This window comes from Gemmiger formicilis (assembly GCF_016900095.1).
GTDB classification, from domain to species: Bacteria; Bacillota; Clostridia; order Oscillospirales; family Ruminococcaceae; genus Gemmiger; species Gemmiger formicilis_A.
Window position 1 is genome coordinate 18,344 of the sequence record NZ_JACJJP010000005.1, and the last position, 23,437, is coordinate 41,780.

General features: G+C 55.8%; 18 protein-coding genes. 1 reads left to right on the plus strand and 17 read right to left on the minus strand.

Annotated features, from left to right (window positions below):
* The first annotated feature begins 72 nt into the window (after positions 1-72).
* The gene (locus H6B15_RS03695) at positions 73-930 is read left to right on the plus strand and encodes a hypothetical protein (protein WP_204646260.1); all 858 of its coding nucleotides are present in this window, start codon (positions 73-75) and stop codon (positions 928-930) included.
* Positions 931-1,156: 226 nt separating this feature from the next.
* Here H6B15_RS03695 and H6B15_RS03700 read toward each other — a convergent pair whose 3' ends face one another.
* The 17 genes from H6B15_RS03700 to H6B15_RS03780 form a co-directional block, all read right to left on the minus strand.
* Positions 1,157-4,873: a PQQ-binding-like beta-propeller repeat protein gene (locus tag H6B15_RS03700; protein WP_204646261.1), complete on the minus strand. Its 3,717-nt coding sequence runs from the start codon at positions 4,871-4,873 to the stop codon at positions 1,157-1,159.
* 57 nt (positions 4,874-4,930) lie between these two features.
* Positions 4,931-5,629, minus strand: a complete 699-nt coding sequence (locus H6B15_RS03705) for an MgtC/SapB family protein (RefSeq protein WP_204646262.1) — start codon at positions 5,627-5,629, stop codon at positions 4,931-4,933.
* Between the two features lie 67 nt (positions 5,630-5,696).
* Complete coding sequence (locus tag H6B15_RS03710) at positions 5,697-6,425, minus strand: MBL fold metallo-hydrolase (RefSeq protein WP_204646264.1); 729 nt, start codon at positions 6,423-6,425, stop codon at positions 5,697-5,699.
* Positions 6,426-6,450: 25 nt separating this feature from the next.
* Positions 6,451-8,460, minus strand: a complete 2,010-nt coding sequence (locus tag H6B15_RS03715; RefSeq protein WP_204646266.1) for a DUF6259 domain-containing protein — start codon at positions 8,458-8,460, stop codon at positions 6,451-6,453.
* Positions 8,461-8,463: 3 nt separating this feature from the next.
* Entirely contained in the window at positions 8,464-9,204 is a 741-nt protein-coding gene (locus tag H6B15_RS03720; RefSeq protein ID WP_204646268.1) for a sugar isomerase domain-containing protein, read from the minus strand.
* Positions 9,201-10,163 (minus strand): N-acetylglucosamine kinase, encoded by a 963-nt coding sequence (locus tag H6B15_RS03725; protein ID WP_204646270.1) that lies wholly within the window; start codon positions 10,161-10,163, stop codon positions 9,201-9,203. The genes H6B15_RS03720 and H6B15_RS03725 overlap by 4 nt, the downstream gene beginning before the upstream one ends.
* Before the next feature lie 21 nt (positions 10,164-10,184).
* Positions 10,185-10,937: a sugar isomerase domain-containing protein gene (locus tag H6B15_RS03730; protein WP_204646272.1), complete on the minus strand. Its 753-nt coding sequence runs from the start codon at positions 10,935-10,937 to the stop codon at positions 10,185-10,187.
* 98 nt (positions 10,938-11,035) lie between these two features.
* Positions 11,036-12,340, minus strand: a complete 1,305-nt coding sequence (locus H6B15_RS03735; RefSeq protein ID WP_204646274.1) for an ABC transporter substrate-binding protein — start codon at positions 12,338-12,340, stop codon at positions 11,036-11,038.
* 58 nt (positions 12,341-12,398) lie between these two features.
* Entirely contained in the window at positions 12,399-13,259 is an 861-nt protein-coding gene (locus tag H6B15_RS03740; RefSeq protein WP_204646276.1) for a carbohydrate ABC transporter permease, read from the minus strand.
* Between the two features lie 2 nt (positions 13,260-13,261).
* Positions 13,262-14,143, minus strand: coding sequence for a carbohydrate ABC transporter permease (locus tag H6B15_RS03745; protein ID WP_243424260.1), 882 nt, complete (start codon positions 14,141-14,143; stop codon positions 13,262-13,264).
* Positions 14,144-14,301: 158 nt separating this feature from the next.
* The gene (locus H6B15_RS03750) at positions 14,302-15,012 is read right to left on the minus strand and encodes a GntR family transcriptional regulator (RefSeq protein WP_204646280.1); all 711 of its coding nucleotides are present in this window, start codon (positions 15,010-15,012) and stop codon (positions 14,302-14,304) included.
* A gap of 988 nt (positions 15,013-16,000) precedes the next feature.
* Positions 16,001-16,834: an IS3 family transposase gene (locus tag H6B15_RS03755; RefSeq protein WP_204646282.1), complete on the minus strand. Its 834-nt coding sequence runs from the start codon at positions 16,832-16,834 to the stop codon at positions 16,001-16,003.
* Positions 16,835-16,854: 20 nt separating this feature from the next.
* On the minus strand, positions 16,855-17,127 hold the full coding sequence (locus tag H6B15_RS03760) for a hypothetical protein (RefSeq protein ID WP_204646284.1): 273 nt from the start codon (positions 17,125-17,127) through the stop codon (positions 16,855-16,857).
* Positions 17,128-17,334: 207 nt separating this feature from the next.
* Entirely contained in the window at positions 17,335-17,793 is a 459-nt protein-coding gene (locus H6B15_RS03765; protein ID WP_204646286.1) for a DUF6998 domain-containing protein, read from the minus strand.
* Positions 17,790-18,101 carry a nucleoside triphosphate pyrophosphohydrolase gene (locus tag H6B15_RS03770; RefSeq protein ID WP_204646288.1) on the minus strand — a complete coding sequence of 104 codons (312 nt, stop codon included), beginning with the start codon at positions 18,099-18,101 and terminating at the stop codon, positions 17,790-17,792. The genes H6B15_RS03765 and H6B15_RS03770 overlap by 4 nt, the downstream gene beginning before the upstream one ends.
* A 5-nt stretch (positions 18,102-18,106) precedes the next feature.
* A complete protein-coding gene (locus H6B15_RS03775; protein WP_204646290.1) occupies positions 18,107-20,104 on the minus strand; it encodes a phospholipase D family protein in 1,998 nt (665 codons plus the stop codon).
* Between the two features lie 45 nt (positions 20,105-20,149).
* Positions 20,150-23,305: a DUF3427 domain-containing protein gene (locus tag H6B15_RS03780; RefSeq protein WP_204646292.1), complete on the minus strand. Its 3,156-nt coding sequence runs from the start codon at positions 23,303-23,305 to the stop codon at positions 20,150-20,152.
* Positions 23,306-23,437 lie beyond the last annotated feature (132 nt).

Here is a 23,437-nt window from a genome sequence, read left to right on the forward strand (position 1 = left end):
GTCGATCTGTAATTTGCTATAATGAATGTAGTTCTTTGATTTTGTGGTCCCTCTGGTATAAAGGAGCCCCCTATGAATATTCGAGAAGACCGCCGGCCGACCCTGGCCTCCTGGCCCAAGCGCATGTATGATTGGAGCGAAGTGCCGCCCGCGTTTCAGCCCGCCCTGACGGACTGGGACGCCGCCGGCATGCCGCCGGGGAACATCACCCTCATTCCCCGCATCCACCAGTACTCGGGCGCGCCGGAATATGTCACCGCCTGGTGCGGCAACGAGGTCTGCATCCAGCGCATGGCCGGCGGGAAGCTGGATGTGTGGCGCATCCGCCCCAGGGATGTGGTGCAGGTGGGGTATTCCATCCAGCTGATCAAATGCACTGTCACCGTCTGGCTGAAAGACGGCGGGTGTACCGGCTTTTCCTATAACAAGACCAAGGAGGACCAGCTCTACCCCGTCCTCAGCCTGTTGCTGGGCCAGCCTGCCGACCGGCAGCCGCCCCAGCGGCATCCCGACTCCCCTGCTTTTGACCGGCTGCGGCAGGAGAGCTACGCCATGTACTACACTTCCCTTTTGGCATACCGCTTTGGCGGCGAGATCCGGGACCATTTGTTTTTGCGGGGCAAAAACCGCAACTTTCTTTATATCCTCCAGCGCCGGCCGGATCCTGAGTGCTTCTGTGCGGTGACGGACGCCGGCCCTGTGTGCATCATCACCGATTTCTACGGTACCCGTGTCCTCTATCTGCCGGATGCCGCTCCCTGCTCACTGCGGGTGAAGCCACTGCCCCACGGCACGGGCAGCGGGCTGTATCTGCGCACACCGGCGGAGGGCGAAAACCTGTATTTTTGTCTCCTGCCCGGGCAGGAGGAAGCGGCGGACGCCTTTGCCCGGCGCTGGTTTTCCCAGCCGGAAGAGGGCGCCTCCCGTTGACCACTTCGCCCTCTGCCCCGCACCTCGTTTCCCGGCGGAATTGACCACCATGCGTGCAAAAGCCCGCGGAGCCAGTGTTTAAAAGGCTCCGCGGGCTTTTTGTATTGCCGCATCTTTTGTGCACAAGTGACGATAAATGGCTTGAAACCGCCATTTTCCGTTGACAGTCTGGGAGGGCAAGGCAAATTTAATGTACTTATTCGCCACCTATAAGCGAGGTTGTCGATTATTTCTCAGCAATCTCTACTGCATAAAGCTTCCCATCAATGCCACTGGCCAGCAGAAGATTGCCGGAAATTTCAGGTGTTGACCAAAAAACGCGTTCCGGGTAACCGGCTGCATCGAATTTCCAGAGCACATCGCCCGATGCCGGATCGATTGCTGTCACCCTTCCGCGCTCCGCCAGATGGTAAAGAACACCGTCTTCATACACAAGTGCGCTGTCAATCTGCATTTCTTGCAAATCACCGTCGCGGCTGTTGTACCGAAGATCCGTCTGCCAAGCGATTTGTGTCGTTTGCGCATTGTAGGCCGTCAGCTGGCGTCCATTGTTTGACGTGTAAAATACCAGGTCACCATCTGTGGCCATCCCCCGAGATGATACTTTTTCCAGCGTTCCCGTCCAGGAGAGAGCACCCGTCTGAAGGTTTAAATAGCCAGGTCGTGTGTTTTGTGCGTCAATGCACCACAATTTTCCTCCCGCAAGGATAGGTCGTACATCACCACAGACAAACAAAGATTCATCTGTGCCTGCATTTCCCCTCCAATACAGCTCACCGGTTTGCGCGTCCAGCGCATACCAAATGTATGTATCCCTCACGAAAGCATACAGGATGCCGTTGTGCACCACCGGTCTCTGGCGCATAACGCCCTGTGTCTGATATGACCATTGGAGCATGCCGGTTGCCGCATCAAGACAAAAGATTTTTCCGTCGCCGGAGCCGACATAGATTCTATCCTGCTCTGCCAAAGGATCGGAGAGGACGCTCCCGCCTGCTGTATATTCCCACTGTTTTTCGCCGTTGGAAGCATCCAGGCAATATACCTTTCCATCTTGTGAGCCAAAAACGATCTTGGTTTGTCCTAGGGCCGCCGGTTTAGAGATTACCGGTCCACCTGTTGCAAAGCTCCACATCTTTGCTCCCGACTGCGCATTAATGCAATACAGAGAGCCATCGTTTGAACCGACAAAAACTCGTGATCCCAATATTGTGGCAGTGGATTGAATCATGTCGCCGGTTTCAAAAACCCAACGAATGCTCGCCTGGCTGCTCTGCGTGGTGTAGTCAGCGTAGTCTGTCCATTTTTCGCCGTTGTTGTCAAATGCTTCCACGCCCACAAAGTGGGTGCCAGGCACCAACTCCGGCGTATAATCCGTTGGGTCGATTTCACAGCTCCAGCTGCCGTCGCTGTTCCTCTGCATGGCGGTGTAGGGCCCGTAATTATCGATTCGCGCCTGCATTGACGCAACCCCGTCCGGCGCAACCGATGTGGACGCCTGCACATGAATCGTCCCATCGCCGTTCACCTGCACCTGGTCAATGGTCAGATCCATCTGCCTGGTATTGTTCATGCGACCCGTCAGCCACAGTGTACGGCTGCCGTCCGAGGCTTTATGCTTATAAATATAATAATAGTTTGGCGTGAATTCTATGGTCACAAATTCCTGCGCAGCATTGTCCTTCACATAGGTGACATAGTTCACAGGGATGCCGTCTTCCCTGACGTTCCCGTAATAGTGCACGTGGCCGGCCATAAACGCAATGACATTATGGCCTTTTGCCAGTTCCAGCAGTTCATGACGCGCGGTCACATTGTTGTTAATTTTGAAGGGATGATGCGCAAACCAGATGACCGGCATACCGGAAGGGACACCAGCCATATCCTGCCGCAGCCATTCCAGCTGCGCCTTGTTGATTTTCCCATCCAGCTCATAGTTGACAGTCGAATCCAAAAGAACGAAATGGATGCCCCCGTATTCAAACGACTGATACAATGGTCCGACACTGTCGGTAAACGTCTTTTTCCCGTTGGCGTTCCACCATCGCACATCGTGATTGCCCGGCGTGGTATATACGGGGTTTTGGAACAGCTTTCTGTCTTCCAAATACAGGGCGTATTGCGCCGGTGTGCCGTGATCAGAGATATCACCCGTTACAATTGTAAACGCCTCATCGACATTTTGATTTACCTCGTTGATGATGCCTTTGAAGTTCTCTGTTCCGATCAGTTCATGGACATCAGAGATCTGTGCGACAGTGAACCGTGTGAATCCTCCGTAGGTAACGGTCATCTGGGCAAAATCAAGCTCCCGCGTAAAGGATGTGGCGGAGGAATTGTAGATGCGCAGGGTCAGTTGACCATCGTCCAGGTATTGCTCGATTTCCCGCAACGAGTCCAATGTTACATAAACAGTCTCCATCGTTTCGCTGGCAGAAAGGGTTTTTATGACGGCGAAACGGCCAGTATTTTTATTCAATAGAGAGATGTACTGCGGATTGGTGGCTCCGTCTGCCTTCATGCGCAAGGTAAATGTGAGTTCACGGATGCTGTCCAACGGAGCGCTGGTCTCAAAGCTTAGCTGTATTGCTGCCTTGTTATCTGCATTACTTTGAGTGACCACGGTCCGACCATCCGATTTTGACAGGTCGGACACATTCCCTGTGCTCGAACCGTATTCCGTCAACAAGCTGACCGGAACACAACCCTGCTGACTATTGGTCACAGCGGAGTACACCGTAATCGAGAGGGCATCCGTTTGCCTGGTAAAGCTGCCGGTGGCCGAATTGTACAAACGCACCCGTAGATCCCCTTCGGCGGACAAATAGCTCTGCAGCTTGTCCCCCGACAGCACAAACATCCGGCGGTTCTGTCCAGTTTCGCCTGGCAGCAATCCAATGGCTTCCCAGTTTTCGGTGTCAAAGCGATACAAGGAAAGCCACAAATCGTTTGTTTGGGCCGATTGGCCTCCGGCATAATCGATCCGTAAAGACTTGATGTTTGTTCTCTCCTGATATAGCGGTACGATCGTGTGCCAAGCCACCTTGTTGTCGGCGGAAACAACATCGGCGGTGATACCATCTCGCTCTTTCAGGGCATCGAAGGAAGTATCTGGAGAGAGGGAGCCCTGCTCCACGATTGCATTGGACACTGTATAGTGCTCTATCTGCGTCGTATCAACCGCACTGCGATAAGCATATATAAGCTGCAACTGATCCATGGAAATCTGAAAGTTTTCTGTCGACACAAAGGTGATTCGGATCTTGACCTGTCCCTGATCGGACAAATACGCAGCCAAAGAGGTTTCCATGGGAATATCTCTGTCTTCTGTAAGTGGCTCCTCATCCAACTGCTGGTATGTGTCTGCATTCCAATCGTAGACACTGATTGTTTGTACCACTCCGGATGCTGCGTTAGAAAAACACAGTCGGAGGATTCCCTGCGTCCAGTCGCCCGGCAACATGTCTGGGGCCAACAAAAACTCGGCCTCAGCTTTGCAGCCCCCCTCCTGCTGCGAGGCCGCGCTCAGCGCAAGAATTTTTCCATCGTGGAAAGAAAGTTCCGTCTCACCGCCTGAGACGAGCGTGCCGCAGGTGATCAATATTGAGGAAGGCGTTCGTTCTCCGAAGACCTGTTCTACCGCCGGTCCGTCTGTGGAAGCGGCCTCGCGCGCAGCGGGTATCTGCGCCTGTGCCAGAGCAGGATCGAGAGTCGGGACAGGGGATGGAACTGGTGTGGCCTCCGGTACAGGTGTCTGGTCGGGTTCGAAGGCTTGCTGCGAAACCGCGTCTCCGGAATCTTTTGGAGCAGTCTCTTCAGAAACTTCTGTAATGCTGCTGACCGATTCATCGAATGGCACATCCGCGGCATCTGTGCAAAAGACCTGCAGGCCTCCAGAACAGACCAAAGCCAAACTGCAAAGAAAAGAAATCACACGCTTCATTTTTTGCACCTCACTTTGCCTCGTTTTCTTCTCGCTTTCGAATTGTGAATTCCCGATTTACACCTCCTCGACACACCTCAGGTAGTCAGAGGCCCGCAGCGCGTCCAGCAGCCGGGAATGGGTCATGCTGCGGCTCAATTCCACGGTAGCAACCGCTGCGGCGCCATCCTCCTGCCGGGTACTCTTGACCAGTTCAAAATCGCTGATGTGCACTTGCATCCGGTGCATCTGCCGCACAAAATCGGACGCGCCCCGGGGCGTCTCAAACACCAGGCAGAGCTCCACCACACGGGCGCGCTTATGCACGGCGTCGTCCACCCGGCTCAGTATTTTCAGTGTGACCAACACCAGTGCCAAGGCCAGCAGCACGCCGTCCACAAACCCGATGCCGGCCGCCAGGCCCAAGCAGGCGCAGATCCACAGGCTCGCCGCCGTGGTAAGGCCCCGCACCCGGTTGTGGTCTGTTACCAGAATGGTGCCCACCCCCAGGAAGCCCACGCCGCTGATGACCTGCGCGCCCAACCGGTCAATGGAGTTGGCGCCGCCGTTGGTAATATAAATAAATTGGCCGGTGAGCATGACGATCGCCGCGCCCAAACACACCAGGGTATGTGTTTTGATGCCCGCGCCGCGGCGCTTGATGCCGCGGTCAACACCGATGGTGATTCCCACGCCAAAGGCGGCCACCAGGCGCAGGGCGATCGCTCCCGTGCACCAGGATGCGCAATAAGTGGAAAATTCGCGCCACCAAGCCATATTTTGATTTCCCCCTTTTGAAAAAGCCGGCCTCCCTTGGTGTGAGAGGCCGGCTTTTCAGTTTTTGTCAAATCATAACACTGTCGCCAATGCGGGTAAGGCGGGCCACCGGGAACTGTTTCCCGGCCTGGGCCAGCACCTGCCGACTGTCAGCGGAATGGTAGTGGGTCAAGAGCAACTGCCCGGCGCCTGCCTCAGCGGCAATGCGTCCCGCCTGCTGTGCCAGCAGGTGGTGGCCCGCTTCGCTCTGCTGGCCGTCTACCAGACTCGCTTCGCAGAGAAAGCAGTCTGCTCCCCAGGCCGCCTGTGTCAATGCGTCGCAGGCGGCGCTGTCGCCGGAATAGGTAAAGATTTTGTCCTCGGCACGCAGACGCACGGCATAGCTCTCCACCAAGTGAGGCACCCGGAAAAAGGTGAGTTCCACAGGCCCCAGCCGATATTCCCCTCCGTCGGCGACAGTCATGTGGGAGAAAACTCCGTTGCTCAACAGTTCACCGGCCGCCCAGTCCGGCAAAGCCGGGCTGCACAGGGTGATCGACCGCAGCTTTTCTCCCCGGGCTGCCCGGGTCTCCAGCTGGTACTTGGCACAAAACAGATCCCCGAAATGATCGAAGTGCAGATGGCTGATGACGATCAGATCCAGTTTTGCAAGATCCACCTGGCACTGAAGCCGCGGCAGGCTGCCGCAGCCCATGTCCAACAGGATGCGTTTGCCCTCTGTTTCCACCAGAAAACAGGAGCAGGCTCCCCCCGCCTCGGGGCAGGTGGCGTTGTTGCCGAACACCGTGAGTTTCATGGTCTTGCTCCTTCACCTCTTTGGCTCACAGCGCCAAACGCACCATCTGGCGCGGGCACAAGGTCAGCATCAGCAGGCCATCCTGCCAATGTATCTCCGGTAGCAGGCCCTCAATCGTCTCTGCTTCCGGCTCCGCGCTGGTCCGCGGAGGCCGCAGCCGGAACGTCACCGGGTGGTCGGTGTCATTGGCCGCCAGAATCACCGGATGACCAGCCGACGTCTGCCAGCAGGTGAGCTGGCAGTGCTCGGGCGCTTCGCCTTCCAGCCATGCATCGTCCAGAAACCGGGCACCCTGCAGTAGCCCGGTCTGGCGGCGGCGGAATTCCAGCGCCTTTTGCCCGTATTCCCGGTACTCACCGCTGTCCGGCGTAAAGCGGGTGGTTAGGCCCATCCACAGCACGCTGTTGAGGGCGATCGCCCGGTGCATATCCCGATAGAACCAAACCCGCTGGTCCTCCGGGTCGGGCATCCAGCCCCGGGGATTTACCATGTTCACCTGGACGAACTCCGGGAAGGTATACTTGAATACGTTGTAATGCTCGTCGTATTCCGCTCCGTTCCAGGTCAGGTTGCCCCAGGTGTAACTGCCATAGATGTCGCCGCAGTTCTCGGTCATGATATAGGCGTCGGGGCGGATGCGGCGCAAACGGGTCAGCAGTTCCTGGAGAATATACCGATAGCCGTTGTTGAATTCCCCGATGTCCTTATGGCTGTGCCCGGGGGCGTAACAGGCGAAAGGTTCGGCGGAGGCCAGCTGGTCGAGATAGATGCCGTCACAGCCATAGGCTCTGACGCAGAACTCGGCGGTGTCCAGCAGCCAGTTCTGCCAGGCCTTGTCCGAAGGGCAGTTCACCGTGAAATGTTCCGGGCCGTACTCCTCCCGGTAGGGCTCTCCCCTCTCGTTGCGGATGGCCATTTTTTCTCCCACGGTGGCGTGAAAGTCGGACTTGACATCAAAGATGCGGGCGTTGATGTACATGGTGGTGAAGCCGCCCCGGCTGCGCACATAGTCCAGTCCGCGGGCCAGTTCCATGGCGGAGCCCAGCTCCATGTCCGGATAGTACTCCGGATAATAAGAGTCAAACCCGGTGCGGTTCCAGGCGGCCATGAACAGATGGCGCACTCCCCAGGCATCTCCCTCATCCCAAAGGGCGGGGATGTCCGCAAACGTATGTTCGATAACGCCGCCGCGCTTGAAGTTGTAGCACTGATTCAGGGCGTATTCCGTTTCGAGAAAAGCGGGGTTGTGATCAAAGTCCAGATATGGCCCGATATAGTCCCGATAGATACGGGAACCATAGTGCCAGTCGCGGCAGCTCACCGCCACCACATAGTCGCCGGTGGACCAGCTTTCCCCCGGGCGGATGCGGTGATGCTTGCGGAAGGCAAACCCCACCCAGGGATCGGCCACGTTGCCGCTGGTCTCGGCAATCACGCCGGTGACAGGGAAACGGGGATCATGGCTGCCCACATATAAGCCGTTTTCCTCGTCATAGTAGTACATCCAGCTCATGGAAGCCAGCCCGCAGTAATTAATCTCCCGGCGGTAGAAGTCCTCGAAGGCCTTGCTGGAAGCCCGCCACAAGTCTTTTTTGTTGACCCCGTAGCCCCGCACCACGTCCCGGGTGCGCTCACCCGCGTGATGGGGGTAGATGATGGCGTCATCCTCAAAGCTGCCGCCCAGCACAATGCCGCCCAGACGGGGCATCAGCACTTCCACCACGTCCAGGTCGCTGTTGTTGGAAATCTCGCCCTGCACTGTGAGCCGGTCCCCCCGGGCCTCAAAGCGCAGCGTCATGGAGATGGGGAGCCCGCCGAAGCGACCGATCTCCACGCTCTGCCCGTCCGTAAGTTCCCGCAGCGCTTCGGGCAGAAGGCGCATCTTTTCTCCGTTGCGCACCGCATACAGCTCCACCAGCGGCCCCTTGGGCCGGGCTTTCACATAGTCATCGCCGGTGGCGTGATTCACGAGATGGGTAAAATTGGCCTGCTGCAGATCAAAAACGGCAGAAAGTGCCTCTGTTTTCAGTTCCATAGTTCAGTACCCGCAGGTTTGATAGCGCTCCAGCGCCTCCCCATTCAGGCGGGTGGCGTCGGGCATATGGTTGGAGATATAGACGCTGGGCTTCAGGCCCTTTTCCAGCAGCTTTTCCACCACCGTGGCCTGCAATGCCCACATCAGATAGCTGGCGGCGATACCGCTGCCGGGACAGACACCCTGGCCCAGCTCCTCACAGTCCACCAGCGTGTCGCCATAGTCACAGCAGTCATCCAGGCAGACATCGCACGCCTCAAACAATCTTTTGCCGCTGGGGTGCCTGCTTTTGAGATGGCTGGAATAATCCACCGAGGTAAGCGCGATGGTAGGGCAGCCCAGCTCCCGGGCCTTCAGCGCCAGGTCCACCGGGAAATACTGATAACCCGACACCGAGCCGATCATGATCACGTCTCCCGGCAGGATGTTGGCCCGGCCCAGCACAAAATCAGCAAAGCCGGGCACCGTGTCATAGCCCACGATGCCCCGGGCCGGCGAAGGCCTGTAGCGCACTGGGTTGTTGATCTCACAGGTGATCCGGATCGGCTTTAATGCCATCATGCCGCCGGTGCGGCCAACGCCCTCGAACATGAGCATGTGCCCCGTGTCGTGCACATGCCAGGCGCCGCCCTTCTCCAGGCAGTCAGCCACGATCTGCGCGGCCTTCAGAATGGCCGGACGCTGGGTCTGTTCGATCTTTTCCAGAACGGCCTTCATGCCGTCAAAATAGCGGTCCATCATCATAGGTTCCCACCCGCTTCCTTTCGAATTCTTTTCAACAGGGCCGGATCGTCGATGTCCACCCCTGCGTTTTCCTGGAGCACGCACAAAACGGCCCCGATCACCGGCGTGTCCGCCGGGGGACGGCAGTCCGCTTCGGGCAGCAGGGCTTTCACCTGCCGGCAAAACGGGACGGTCAGCGCCGGCCCTGCCTTTGAAACGCCACCGATGAGAACCACCGGAAGCGCCGGATCGTCCAGCTTTTTTGCCACGCAGGCCGCCAGCCGTGCCAGTTCCGACGCGGCTGTCTCCAAGATCATTCGGGCGGTCGCGTCGCCCCTGCGCGCTGCCTCGGCTGTCACCCGGCACAGCTCCGCCACGGCGGCCCGGTCGAATCCCGCGCTGCTGACCTCGCTGCGCAGTTCCATCAAATCGGCCTTGCCGAGGTGTTCCAGCACCAGTTTTTCCAGCACAGACCCCGGCCGTCCTTCATCGGCAAGACGGCCCAGCCAGTGCAGGCATAGGCTGCCGATGTGGTAACCGCTGCCCTCGTCGCCCATCACCGGCCCCCAGCCGCCCGCTTTTGCGAACGCGCCGCTGCGCCCGCGCCCGATGGCAAAGGAGCCGGTGCCGCTGAGCACCGCAATGCCCCGGCCGCTTCCCAGCGCCCCGTAAAAGGCATTGCGGTCATCGCCTTCCAGCCGGAGATTCACCTGCGGCGGAAGTGCCGCCCGCACCATGGCTTCACAGGGCCGAAAGCCCGGGATGAACAGCGCCACCGTATGCAGCTGCCCGGCGGAGAGGCCCGCCGTCTTTAGGGTGTCACGCATCTGATCGAGCACCCGCCGGCCGGCCTGCTCGGGAGGCAGAAAGAGGGCGTTTGCCCCCCTGCCCTGCGCTGAGGCCAGGATCCGGCCGCTCTCGTCGAACAGCAAACTTTCTGTTTTGCTGCCGCCGCCGTCGCAGACAAAATAATAAGGCATGGCTTCGTTTCCTCTTTTTCATTACCGCAGGGCCCGGATGCGTCCCTGGTATTGTTGCACCAATTCCCGGTTGAACTCGTCGCCGCCGGGCAGGTTGGCGCTGGACAGCACTGGCGGGCGCAGACCGTCGGCAAGGTACAGATTTTCAATGCACAGCACGATGCGCTGGGCGATAAAAAGGCTGCCGAAGGTGGAGGCGCCGCCGGTGACCTGGCTGCTGCCGGGCAGCTCCAGCAGCCCATCGCCCAGAGGTGCGTGATTGTCGATCACCACATCGCTCACCTCGCAGAGTTTTTTACCCGACGGATGGCGGGATTTCAGCAGGGCCGACGCCTCCAGACTGGTAACACTCACCACGGTCACGCCTCGCTCACGGGCATAGAGGGCAGCTTCCACCGGCACCGTGTTGATGCCGGAGTTGGAGGAGAGCAGCAACGTGTCACCCGGAGCGAGGCCGGCCTGTTCCAGGATCTCAGTGGCAATCCCGCACTTGCGCTCAAGCCGCGTGCTGGTGATGGCCCCGCTGTGCAGCATCAGATCCTCTCTTAAAATTGGGTTAACCGGTACAAGGCCCCCGCTGCGGTAAAACAGCTCTTCCACGATCATGTGTGAGTGGCCGGTGGAAAAAGCATGCAACAATCCACCGCCCCGGATGGACCGATACGCTGCGCTGGCAGCCTGCCGTATCGCGTCCATTTCCTGTTCCTCGATCTGCCGCAGCATGCCGCAGATTCGGGGCAGATACTCGCTGTCATGCACAAGTTGTGTTGTCATTCGCATCACTCTTTCAGCCCTGAGTAAGGGCTCCTCCTCAGCGAAGGGGGAGGCAGCAGTGCTGCCTCCTCCGCTTTGCAGGGTGTCTAAGAGGCGATTTACTTGGAAAGGATCGCCGCACCCTGTTCATCCACACGCTGGGCAAACTCATCCGGGGTAATGGCGCCCGCCCACAGGCTCTCGCACTCCTTCTGGAACATGGTCTGGAACTCGGCGCCGTTCAGATTCACCGGATAGGGCACAGCATTCTCCAGAGCCTGCACATAGTACTTGTTGGTGGGTTTCTCCGCCTCGAAGGCGCTGGTGTCCACCAGGGTGGAAGCGGGCAGACCGAACTTCATGTCCAGAGCGATCTGCTGACCTTCCTTGCCGGACAAGAACTCTACCACGCGCCAGGACAGCTCCGGGTTCTTCGCCATCTTGGGGATGACCCAGGCATTCACGAAGGACGAGGTCTGGCTGGTGCCGTTGACCGTGGGCATGGGAAGCACAGTATACTCCGTCCCGCTGGCGTCAAAGGTGGACTCGGTGGACAGCGCGCCTACCTGCATCGCGACCTTGTTGGCCATGAAAGCGGAAAACTCGTTGTCGCCGAACTGGGCCGCCTGCTGGGCGGTGGGGCACACTTTCCAGGTGTTGGTCAGGTCGTACATGAACTGCACGGCCTCCTGGGTCTTTTCATCGGTGGTAAACACGCTGGACTTGCCATCTGCCGAGTACATGTTGCCGCCAAAGGCTGCGATCATGGCAAAGGTCTGGTCGGCGTAGTTCTTCCAGTAGTAGCCCCACTGCGCGTCGGCGCCGCTGCCCTTGGTCAGCTGCTTGGCAATCTCGGTGAACTCCTCCATGGTCCAGTCATCCTCGGGAATGGGAATGTTGGCCTCCTCAAACATCTTGGTGTTCAGGAACATGACCTTGGGGGTAACGTCGCGGGCGGCGGCGTAAAGGGTGCCGTTCACAGTCAGGGCATTCTTGACCACCGGATACAGGGCGTCCTTGTACTCCTGGCTGGCCAGGTCATCCAGAGGCAGCAGGATATCGCTCAAGGCGTAACGGGGGATCTGATCCATCGCCAGCATCATCACGTCGGGAATCTCGCCGCCGGCCAGCTTGGTGACCATGGTATCCGCGTACTTGCTGGGCACGGTGACGAACTCCAGTTTGATGTCGGGGTTCTCGGCCTCAAAGTCCTCTTTCATCTTTTGCAGATGGGCGTACTTGGTGATGTCCCACCAGGTGTACACCGTAAGGGTGACAGGTTCCGCATCGGTGGGCTGCGAAGCGCCGGCGCTGCCGGAGGCCGCGCCGCTGGTGGTCGCAGGCGTACCGCCGCAGGCTGCCAGGCTGAATACCATCATCAGTGCAAGGCAGAGCGCCAGCCATTTGCTCAAACGTTTTTTCATGCTGATTACCTCCATTTTATGTGTTATTCTGCAGGCCCGTAAGCCCTGGGTACGACTGTCAGGTGCCGCCGAAGCCGGCGTTCATGTTGGAATTCATGAAATATTTCTGGAAGGCCAAGAACACGATCACGATGGGAACGATGCTCAAAGAGGCACCAGCCAGCAATACAGCCCAGTTCGGCTCCCACTCCTTCAGGTATTTCAGGCCGACAGTAAGCGTCATTTTATCGTAGTCGTTGATGATGAGCATCGGCATCAAAAAAGCATTCCACACACTGCGGAAGGAGAGAATCGCCGTGGTGGCGATGGCGGGTTTCGAGTTTGGCAGGATAATGCGCAGGAACACACCCAAGCGGGAACAGCCGTCGATGATGGCGGCGCTTTCCAGGTCTTTGGGAATGCTCAGGAAAAACTGCCGGAAGAAAAAGATGTTGAACGCGTTAGATGCCGTGAATACATTGGTCAGAAACAGCGCCGTATAAGTATTGTAAAGATTCAGATCCACGATGGTCTTATAGTTGGGAATCAGCGTGACATGGCTGGGGATCATCATGGTTGCCACAAAGGCCAAAAACAGCAGGTTGCGCCCCTTGAACTGCAGCCGTGTGAGCGCATATGCGGTAAAGGACGCCACCGCGATCATGCAAAGCGGGATGGCCACGGACAGGATCACCGAATTGATGACGAACCGCTCAAAGGGAAGTACCTCAAACAGCCTGTCGTAGTTTTCAAGCGTGGGCGGCTCGGGCAGGATGTTCAGCGGGCTGTCCGTATACAGCTGCTCGCGCCCTTTGAAGGAGGAAAACAGAGACCAGACAAAGGGATAGATCATTGTCAGGCAAAGCACGGCCATGAACAGGTGGTAGGCTATGTTGCCGGTGCGGCGCCGTGCCTGCATGCCCATTGGACGGATCTTCATGTTTATTCACCCCCCTGTTCATTGCGGAAACGGTATTGGATCAGCGTCACCACCATAATGAGCGCAAAGAAGATCCAGGCCAGCGCGGAGGCATAGCCCATGTTGTAATTGGTGAAGCCTTGCTCGTATATGTAGTACATGATGGTGCTGGTGGAGCCCAACGGGCCGCCGCTGGTCATGATGAAGATGGACTCGAACATGTTGAAGGCCTCGATCACCAGCAGGATCGCCACCACAAAGGTGGTGTTTGCCAGCATGGGCACCGTGATGCGGAAAAACTTTTGCACCGGGGAGGCCCCGTCCACCTCGGCCGCTTCATAGAGGGTTTCCGGAATGGTCTGCAGCCCCGTGAGGAACATGATCATATAATAGCCGCACATCTGCCACACCCGCATGATCACCAGGGCCGGTTTGCTCCACTGGGGGTCTGAGAGCCACATGGGCGGGGTCTGAAAGCCGATGGCCGTGAGGAAATTGTTCAGCAGCCCCAGATCTGGGTTGAAGATCCACAGCCACACCATGCTCACTGCCACTGTGCTGGTGATGCTGGGAAGAAAGAGCGCCACCCGATATGCCTTTGTGATGCGCCCCGCTTTGCGGTTGATGAGTATGGCCAGCAACAGCGAACACATCAGCACAATCGGGACCAGAGTCACCACAAAATAAAAGGTGTTGCCAAAGTATTTGTAGAAATACTCGTCGTTCGTAAAGGCGCGGATGTAATTATCCAGCCCCAAAAATTCCGGTTCGGTCAGGAGGCTGTAGTCGGTCAGGGAAAAATAGAAGGACCGCAGGATGGCTCCGAAGGTGAAAATCGAGAATCCGATCAGCGCCGGCGAGACGAACAGCCACCCCGTCGCCGCTTCCCGCCGCTTCAGCGTCATGCGCCCTTTTCGGTGCTGCCTTGCCTCTTGTTTTGGCATATTCTTTCCACCCTTTCCGCAGGCGCACTGCATCAGCGCCCGCCGATTTGTAATGTTGTCATAATGATTCAACCCTTTTATTTGCCGGCTGCGCAAGAGCAAAGCCGGCTGTTTTCAAATCATTTTTCCAACGTTACGTTAAACACATATTTGTCGCCGCGGTATACGGAGTCCACACATTCAAATGGAACACCGTCGCTGCTGTAGGTCGTTCGGGCGATGCACAAAACCGGCGTGCCGGTGGGGATCTTCAGCAGCTTTGCATCAAAGGTGGATGCTGCCCCCGCACGGATACTTTGGGTCGCCTTATAGCTCTCACAGCCATATTCCTCTTTCAGCAGGCCATACAGTGACTGGCTCAGATCGTGCTCTTCCAACCCCGCAAACCGGTAAAACGGAATGTGCACCTTTTCCACCGCCATCGGCACACCGTCAGCACAGCGCACCCGAACCAGCAAATAAATCTTCTGGTCCGGTTCGATCCGCAAGGCCTTGGCCACGGATTCCGACGGAAGGACCAGGGCTTTATCCACCAGCAGGGTGGAGGGAGTCATGCCCATGGCCCGCATTTCATCGCTGAAACCGCTTAGGTGGTTCAGCTGCATATCCGTTTTTTGGGAGGAGACGAAACTGCCCTTGCCCTGAATTTTGTAAATATAGCCGTTCTGCGCCATGCAATCCAGCGCTTGCCGCACGGTGATGCGGCTTACATTGAACAGCTGCCCGATTGCCTCCTCGGTGGGCATCTGCTCACCTTCCGCCAGCTTGCCTGAATCGATCAGATTTTGATAATAATTGATGATCTGCAGATACTTGGGTGCGGCTTTCATATCGGCCCTCCCTTTGCTACGGCGTCGGTCCTTTCACCCGCCGTCATATTTGTTATGACAACATGATAATACCATCCTCCCCTACTGTCAATCCATTTTCCCCGGATTCTCACTTTTCGCCAATTCGGATGCAGTTCCTTTGTACTGTTTGACGATTATTTTTCGCTTAGTAAAACCTCATCGCCATATAGTGGCAGGCTTTTCAGCGCACACGCAAGGTCGCTGTATATCCCGCAATGTGGGTTGAACCACATGCTACTGAAACCATTTTCGTAAGTGACGCTTATATCAAGTGCGCTACGCTTTATGCCGTACAAAAAATTCTTGATGGCGTTCAATAGGATTTTCAAATGGCCTTCTTGTCCCGGTGCCCCAGAGCTTGACCTTCGAAATTGAAAATGCCCGCGATGCCATATAAGTATATGCATTTCTGTCGAACATTCGTTTTTGCGATCTGAAATCGCTCAACTCTTCGTTCTACGCCCCCACTAATTTTGACCACTATTTGACCACCATGCGTGCAAAAGCCCGCGGAGCCAGTGTTTAAAAGGCTCCGCGGGCTTTTTGTATTGCCGATTCTTTTGTGCACAAGTGACGGAAAATGGCTTGAAACCGCCATTTTCTGTTGACCGTCTGGGAACTCCGACTCCAAAGGCCAGAGGTTCGAATCCCCCCGGCCGCACCAAGAGCAGCATCTGAAAAGATGCTGCTCTTTCCTTTTATCCTCTGTTTGTAGGTGCTTGCTCCTCCAATTTGCCCCATAGCGGGCTTTGTGGTCGTTCTGTTCATGGTTAGTCCCGGTATGCGTGATTGCTCCGATTCCCCACCCAAGAGCACATTTTGGGGCAATGTGGCCCATTTCGCAGCCAGGCACCCCGCGCTTCACAAAATACAGATTACAAACAGCAAAGCCAGCCGGTTGAGGAATGAACCGCCCCAGATTGTACGGACAGCACAAAAAAGCCTCTATGTAGAGAAATATAAAGTTTTAATGGGAGTGGCGCAGCGTGAGCGGCGCCACTCCAGTTTTTAGCTGGATGCGCTCATAATTGTAGAAGTGAATATAGCGGTCAATCATCTCATTGGCCTCGCAGATTGAGGCCGGTTTATGGCGGTAAATACATTCAGTCTTGAGGATGGAAAAGAAATTTTCTGCCATAGCATTGTCGTAACAGTTTCCGCGTCTTGACATAGAGGGCGTAATGCCATAAGATTTTGTCAGGTTGAAGTATGCTTGTGAGGTGTACTGGAACCCCTGGTCGCTGTGGAGCTGCAACTCCGCAGCGGCCCTTTTTTTCTCTCTGCGCATAGCCAGGCGAATGGTGTCCAGAACCAGATTTACTGTCTGCTCTGTACCAGTCTTGTAGGCAACAATGCTGTTATCATAAAGATCCCGAATCATGGACAGATACAGTACGCCTTGCTTCGTGTGGATGTAAGAAATATCCGTTACCCATTTGCTATTGGGCCGGTCCGCAGAAAACTCCCTGTTCAGCAGATTCTTATACTTGTGAACTTGCTGTCCCATCTGCTGCCACTTCCTGCGCCGCCGGATCTCTGCGAGCAAATCATATTTCTCCATAATACGCAAGATAGTCTTGGGATTACGGTGGATGCCTCGCTTCTTCAGCACCAGCCACATTCTGCGGTAGCCATACGTACAAAAGCTGCGCTCTCGCTGTTCCGCGATGATTTCTGCAATAGCCGCGTCTTTCTCCGGCCTGCCCATACGATGGACAAAATCATAATATCCGCTTCGGGACACCTGAAAGAAGCGACACATAACGGATACTGGATATTCATTTCTGTGCCGGTAGATCACGGCATATTTTGCCTTTGGCCTCACTTCCTTCCTGTGGAGCGCAGAAAATCCCGCAACAATTCGTTTTCCATCTTGAGCCGCTTGTTCTCGTACTTGTACTCCGCCAATGTTTTTGTAGGTTTACGTCCTCGTGTCTTCGGAAGGACAGGTTCCTTTAGCCAGCACTGTATGGCCCGCCGACTGATTTCATATTCCCGACTCAGCGCACGTTGGCTTTCACCTGCGTGGATTCGTGACACCACTTCTTCTCGTATCCCTAACGGATACTTTTTTATCCCTTTTTTCCCAGACATAGCAAGACCCCCTAATGTAGTTCTATTTTCCTACATTAGGGGGCTTTTTGTCTATTGTCCGTTTTTACTGGACTTGTTCACCACAGGAGGCCTTCTTTTTTCATTGTCCGTTTTTACTGGTTCGGTTCAAGGACAACTGCCTTTTTCTTTTTATTGGGATGTATTCGTTTAGAAGGGTAAACTTTCCTGTGGGCTGCACGGTTCCGTTTAAACGGATTGCTGTAGCCGCTTGTCCACCGGAACTTCCGCCTGCAGCTTGCGGAGCGCTCCCAGCGAGATAGCCCGCTGGCCGTTTTTCTGCATTTTTCCGCAGTGGTCCCAGGCCAGTTTGCCGGGGCCGTTGTATTCCTCGGTAAAGGTCCCGTCCGGGTGGATCTTTAACACGAGCAGCCAATCCGGTTTGCTGGACAGCGCCACCCGGTCAATCTGGGTGGCCTTGATCTGCACGAGGCGTCCGTCGGGGGCTTTGGCATCGTGGGTTTTGGCGGAGGCTTCGAAGAGTTCCAGGCCATACCAGCTGGCAGCCAGGGCTTCCCCTATGCTGCCGATCATATGGCCGTCCGGCGTGTAATGTCTGCCGGGAAAAAGCTGCTCCAGTTCCCGGGAGATGGCATACAGTGCCTTGATCTTTTCGGCTACCGATTTCTGCAAAGAAATGTGGTTCATTCCGATACTTCCTTCAGCAAAATCTTTTTGGCAAAGCCGCCGCGCTGTCGGCGCTTCTCTTTGCGCAGTGCAGTGAGCTCGTCCCAGGTCCAGCCCCGGGCGGCCACAACAGCCCCCATGACCTCCAGCAGGTCGGCCAGTTCTTCCAGGGATTTGCTCTCCTGGTATTCGGCCAGCTCCTCGTTCAGCTTTTCATCCAGCAGCTGGAGGTACGCTTCGTCGGAGAGGGTTTCCCAGATACAGGTTTTGCCGGAAGCCTCGATGATCTCGGGGATGTGGTCCCGGACCAGTTTGTGGTAGGATTTCATTTAGGTTACCCCTTTCGGAATCGGTCAAGCCAAGACTTCTTAAAAGGAATGTCGAAGAATTTTCGCGCCTCTTCCAGATTCATAATAAGCCACTCGCGGGATTTGTGCGGTTCCAGCGTTTCAGGTAATTCTTTCAGAATGCGGTCCGCTTCCCAAGGAGCCCCGGCGTTGTAGCGCAGTTCGTTTGCCCGCTCGGAAATTTCAAAGGAGGAGCGGCTGATTTGCCAGGCGTTTCGGATCGTCTCCCTTGCGTAGCGGCCGGTGACTTTTTCGCTGAAGTAATCTTCCAGCGTAAGCGGACGCATATAGGAAGGCAGATCGTTTTCGGTACACGCAGAGAAAATGCCCAGCAGCACCTGCGAGGATGCCGCCAAGATATCGGGCGCACTCTCCGACGCATCGTCTTTCATTTCCTCCAGTAGGTCAGATACTACCTCCAACATTTTCCGGAGATATTCCCGGTAGAAAGAGGTTCCGATTTCACGCTGAACGGTGCGTACCACACTGCTGCGCATAACCTCGGTATTGGTCAGGCCTGCCTGCACACGACAGATTACCGTGCGGCGGGTTACTTCCGGGGCAACCGCTTTCACATCCTCGTTGGCACTGATGACGACAGCAGGATATTGCAGCAGGTGATCGGAGACGCCAAAGGCATCGTTTTTGATGGTTTCGATGGCATGCTGGTTGAAACGGGTCTGGGTCAGGTCGTCCACGATGATGGGGGCGCCCTTGACGGTGCGTTTCAGATTCTCAATGCTGGACCGAGTGAAATCCGGCGCGGAGAGCTTGGGCTTTTGCCCAATCATCATCTTGAGCAACGTCTCCAAAAAGCTGGTTTTACCGGCTTTGCTCTGCCCATAGATAAGGCCGAATACAGGGTACGGAAGAAGGTTCTGATTGTAGCGGACAGCTATATCCCGCATGCAGGCCATAAACGGCGAGCAGAAGAACCAGTTGGCAAACTCGAAATAGCGCCGCTGCATGCCGGCCACATCGCCATGGAACTTTTCGTAGCCGGCCATGTAATTGAGGAAAAGCTGCACATCTCGGGCAACATCTTCCTTGGGCGGATTCAGGTCCATATCTGTTCCATTCAGTCGGACGATAGCCTCATCCGGAAATACCTGCAGCTGCGGGTATTCGCTTTGTAGCTCTTTCTCTTTGGTCTTGGTGGCAACGACCTGGCGGCGAATGGATTTGATCTTTTCAGGAGAAAGCAGAATTTTTCCCTTCTTATCGGGTTTCGGTACGGAAGGTGCCAATTTGTCTGCCAGATTTTTTACATCCAATGCAAAGCGGACTTCTTCTTTGGCCTCCTCCACAGGCTGGAGCACCAAAGCCTTTTGTGTACGGATTGTTCTGGCAATGGGAAGCTGCTCCAGGTTTTCGCCATCATCTGCACAGAGCAGGGAATCTTTGGCAATCTGGTCGGTACTTTCCTCCCGCAATTGGCAGTAGCAGTCCCAATACCATTGATAGGCTTCTTCACCGTCCAGATAGCATATATTTTCCCGCTGGTGTCCACCGAAGGCAGAAAAGGACATGTTGGCGGATCCCATGATCACACGCTTGCGGCCATCTGCTGCGGAAAGAAGATAGATCTTTTCGTGGGATAGTACGCTGTGAGCAACATAGAACCGCAGCGTTCCCTGATCGATGCGAGAGACAAGGTCCACCTTCATTTTGCCGGCTGTTTCCCGTATGCGTTCCACCATTTTGCATTGGTATGCCATCACTTCCTGGAGCGAATAGGAGATAACCTCATCACATCCAAAGATGATTTCCGCCTGTTCGAATAAGTCCAGAAGGCGATACACAAAACCAATTCCCGAAGAATAGGTGATGGCATGTAACGTATCAAAGCCAGCGAAAAGATCTTGCCAGGAAACCGTCTCGGCACCGGAAAATTCCATCTTGACCACATCCAGGTTGCCGTGTCGGGAATTTTTCGCCTGGGTTTGCGCTTCTTCGATCATGCCGAACATGGACAAATTTTCCATAGGTTTCCTGCCTTTCTCCTGTGATTCAATTTCTGCAAGCAGAAATCATCCGACGACCAGTTTGTTGGTTTTCCGCAGATATTTTGCCGGAATGGGCACATCCAGCTTCCAGGTGATGCTCATGGGACGGCTGCCCTCATGCTTGACATAGTTGGCGGTGCCCAGAAAGGTGTAGGGGGCTGCCCCGGCGGAATCGTTTTTGGTTTCCCGCACAAATAGCAGAATCTTGCTGCCGCGCTGCCGATGGTGGATGTAGCGCTGTCCGGTGGGAGAAGTCTCCGATGTGGTGCTCTGGCTTTGCCAGTGGAACAGGTTCTCGTTGATGGAATAATCGTGGTACATCGTGGTGGGGGAATACTCTTTATCGGATTTGTTCAGCGTCACAAAGAATACATCTACCTTCTTATCGGGAAGCCATTTCACGCCTTCCCGCACGGTGGCGGGTTTATAAAAGTCTAAACCCAACAGAATCTGATCGCGGGTATAGGTACAATGTACATCCAGCGGGCAATCAAATCCCAGCTCCACCGGCTGGTCAAGAAAATCGATGGCATCAAATCGCAGCCGAAGCAATTCCTGCAATTCCTCCAGCAAGATCGGGCTGTGAGCGAGACCATGCAGATGGCCCAGAACTTCCTCGTCCTGCCAACTTTCGGCTGCTTTTCCCCAGACGGTAATATAAAACATCTGCAGCATCCGCTGCTCCAGCGGGGGAAGGACTGCAAAATCCACACCATCCAGCCGGGGCAGAAGGTCCAGCAAAAAGCGAATCCACCGACGGGAATCCAGCGCCGCCAGCCGGACGAGAGCGGAGGAAAGCGCCTCCTCGGCGGGCTCCTGGAAATCCGGCCGCACACCGGCAGCCACACACAGACGGGCGAAGCTGTCCTTTCCCTTGCCGTACAAAGTGCGCAGATCCAGGTGGTAATACCTCATAAACTCCCGCAGCGTCAGCGGCAACCCGGTATCCTCGGTAAAGGTGCGAATCCGGTTGATAAGCCCGGAGCGGACGCCAAAGGATGCGCGAAGATTGTCCAGAATAATCTGGGTGGGCTTTTTCTCCAGCTGGATGTAGCAGCCCTTGGGAACGGAAAGAAAACCGTGCTTTATTTCATAGGCCAGATTGTGGTTGGTACGGGACAAAAGGGCGGAAAACTTTTCCTCAAAATTGTATTTGCGGTTGGCCTGCCCGATGAAGTCCAGAACCGTCAGGCATTCCTTCTCCTCGCAAAGGCGCAGACCACGGCCCAGCTGCTGCAAAAAGACGGTCAGAGATTCCGTGGGCCGTAAAAACAGAACGGTGTTTACCTCGGGAATATCCACACCTTCGTTGTAGATATCCACCACGAAGAGAAAACGCAGTTCGCCCCGGGCCAGACGAGTTTTTGCATGCAACCGCTCTTCTTCGGAGGAAGTGCCCACCAGACTTAAAGAGGGCAAACCGTGCGCATTGAAAAACTCAGCCATAAAGCGGGTATGTTCCACCGAGACACAGAAGCCCAGCCCTTTTACGGCATTCAGATCGGTGACATAGCGGTCCAGCGTATGCAGAATATGTTCTGCCCGCTGCAACGCCACAGCCCGGTTGAGGGAGTACAGGTTGGTCAGTTCATTCTTGTCATAGCCGCCGCGGACCCAGCACAGGTCTTTCAGATCGACGGTATCTGCCACGCCAAAATATTGGAAGGGACAGAGCAGTTTGCGGTCGATGGCTTCCGGCAAACGGATTTCGGCGGCGATCCGACCTCCGAAATAGTCCAGAATGTTTTTGCCGTCCATTCGTTCGGGGGTGGCGGTCAGACCCAGTAGAATCTGGGGATGAAAATGTTCCAGCAGTTGCTGATAGGTGGGCGCGGCGGCGTGGTGGAACTCGTCCACCACGATGTAATCGTAATAGTCGGCAGGCAGCCGATCACACAGCGATTGGGAAGTGACTGTCTGGATCGATACAAAGAGATGATCAAGGGATGCAGGGCGGCTGCTGCCTACAAACAGTTCGCCAAAGTTCGGATCGCGGAGAATGTTCTGGAAGGTATACAAACTTTGCCGCAGAATCTCCTCCCGGTGGGCCACAAAGAGCAGCCGGTTGGCATGGCTGGGATGCTGCCGGCAGAACCGCCGGTAGTCAAAAGCGGAGATCACCGTCTTTCCGGTGCCGGTGGCGGCAACGACCAGGTTCCGTGTGAAGCCCCGAACCTTCCGCTCGGCATCCAGCTTGTCCAGAATTTCCTGCTGGTAGGCGTAGGGTCGGATGTTGAACAGCATGTCCCGCGGAAGCTCACTACCGTGTGTGCGTTCCGCCTTCAGGGCGCGGAGCAGACGTTCGTGTTCTCCTTGTTGGTAGAGTTCAAATTCCGGTGCGTTCCAATAGACATCAAAGGTGGAGGCTATCTTCGCCATGGTACTGGGCAGATCTTTGGCACTGACCTTCACATTCCATTCCAGACCGCTGGATATGGCCACCTTGGACAGGTTGGAAGAGCCCACATAGGCCGTGGAGAATCCGCTGTTCCGGTAGAATATGTAGGTTTTGGCGTGCAGGCGGGTACGGTCGGTGTCGTAGCTGATCTTGATCTGCGCGTTGGGCAACTGGCTCAGCGCTTCGATGGCTTTGGCATCGGTGGCTCCCATGTAGGAGGTGGAGATCACCCGCAGCTGTCCGCCGTTTTGGGTGAACTGACGCAGCTCCTCGATGATCAGTCGAAGGCCGCTCCATTTGATGAAGGATACCAGCATGTCGATGCGGTCGGCACAGGCAATCTCTTTTTTCAGTTCGGAAAACATCTGGGGCTCGCCCACCGCCCCGGTGAACAGGCTGCTGCGGGCCAGCGGCGTCTCAGGGCGTGTCAGGTCTGTCGCAGTTTTTCCGGCGGCCAGCAGCGGGTCGTTGGCCCGTAAAAGAGCAAGAAGCTGCTCTGCCCTGCCGTCGACGCACAGCGGGGCAAAGTCAGCTTCTTGGGTTGTGGTTTCTATGGTCTGGACCAGCCGGTTTGCCAGCGCAATCTGGGCAGAGAGGTCCCCACCCTGGTCGGCAACATCGTCCAGACCGCGCTGGATCACGTCGGCAAGATACTGCGCCAACACCTGGGAGGCTTCGGCCTTGTCCAGGACGGCAGAGGCCTGGCAGGCAGCGGGCAAGGCAGAGAGTTCCTCCCGCATCTGTTGGTTGATCACCTGTTCGTACAGGCCGGGCTGTAACATCGAAATCACACCTTTGGCAGTTGATTTGAATCTATACAAAGATAGTATACCAGATAAAGAGTCCTATTGTTGGGATTGCAATAATAAAATCCCATTTTATTGCAAAATTCTTCTTTTATTATAGAAAATCTA